Origin of the sequence: Kitasatospora sp. NPDC087861 (genome assembly GCF_044742585.1) — a bacterium.
Taxonomy (GTDB): Bacteria; Actinomycetota; Actinomycetes; order Streptomycetales; family Streptomycetaceae; genus Kitasatospora.
Genome location: NZ_JBIUUS010000111.1, coordinates 1 through 1,306, shown reverse-complemented (window position 1 = coordinate 1,306; position 1,306 = coordinate 1). Strand labels below are relative to the sequence as shown.

At 70.2% G+C, this 1,306-nt stretch carries 1 protein-coding gene; it reads left to right on the top strand.

From position 1 onward, the window contains the following. Window positions 1-58 precede the first annotated feature (58 nt). The coding region (locus ACIOJE_RS41270; protein ID WP_400783846.1) for an IS1380 family transposase at window positions 59-1,306 on the top strand (1,248 nt) is incomplete at its 3' end.

The following is a 1,306-nucleotide window of genomic DNA, read 5'->3' as shown; positions in this document are numbered from 1 at the left end:
TGGGACGATAGGGCTTGTCTAGGGCTCTTGTCGTCGTCAGGAAAGCTGCACTCCTCAGGTGAAGAAGCGTAGCGGGTTGTACCCGTCCGTCCGCGTGTCGGCCGCCGGTCGCGGTGTCGTCTCGCAGGCCGGGACGGTCCTGCTGGTGGAGACCGTCCGCAAGAGTGGCCTGGTGGATGTGATGGCGGCGACGCTCGCCCCCTGGCGCAAGCCGCGGGCGGTGCACGACCCGAGCAAAGTCCTGCTGGATGTGGCGCTCGCGGTTGCCCTGGGCGGGGATTGCCTGGCCGACGTCGCGGTGCTGCGGGCCGAGCCGGACCTGTTTGGTCCGGTGGCCTCCGATTCGACCGTCTCCCGGCTGGTCGACACGCTCGCCGCATCCGGTCCCCGCGCGTTGGCAGCGATCCGCCTGGCACGAGCCGAAGTCCGCGAGCGGGTCTGGCAGTTGGCCGGGCCTACTGCCCCGGACGCGGACAGGCAGGTGATCGTGGATATCGACGGCGTGCTGGTCTTGGCGCACTCCGAGAAGCAGGGCGCGGCCAGGACCTGGAAGAAGACGTTCGGGCACCACCCGCTGTTCGCGTTCGTCGACCACGGCCCAGGCGGGTCCGGGGAACCGGTCGCCGGGCTGCTGAGGCCGGGGAACGCGGGCAGCAACACAGCCGCCGACCACATCGAAGCGGCCCAGGTGGCGCTGGCCCAGCTGCCGAAGAAGTACCGGCGCGGACGCCGAACCCTGATCCGCACCGACTCCGCCGGTGGCACCCATGACTTCCTTAACTGGCTCACCGCACGCGGTCGATGGCTGTCCTACTCGGTCGGGATGACCATCACCGACACCATCCACCAGGCCGTGCTGAAGATCCCGGTCACGGCCTGGACACCGGCCGTCGAACCCGGCGGCGAGATCCGTGACGGCGCCTGGGTCGCCGAACTCGCCGGCGACGTCCTGGGCGGCTGGCCGAAAGGGATGCGGCTCATCGTCCGCAAGGAACGGCCCCACCCCGGAGCCCAGTTGCGCTTCACCGACGCCGACGGCATGCGGCTGACCTGCTTCGCCACCAACACCAAGCACACGCCAATCGCGCACCTGGAGCTGCGGCACCGCCAACGCGCCAGCGCCGAGGACCGCATCCGCGCCGCCCGCGACACCGGCCTGCGCAACCTACCCCTCCACGACGCCGCCCAGAATCAGGTCTGGCTGGAGATCGTCCAAATCGCGCTCGACCTACTCGCCTGGATGCCCATGCTCTCCCTGACCGGCGACGCCCGCCGGTGGGAGCCCAAACGCCTGCGGCTGCGGCTG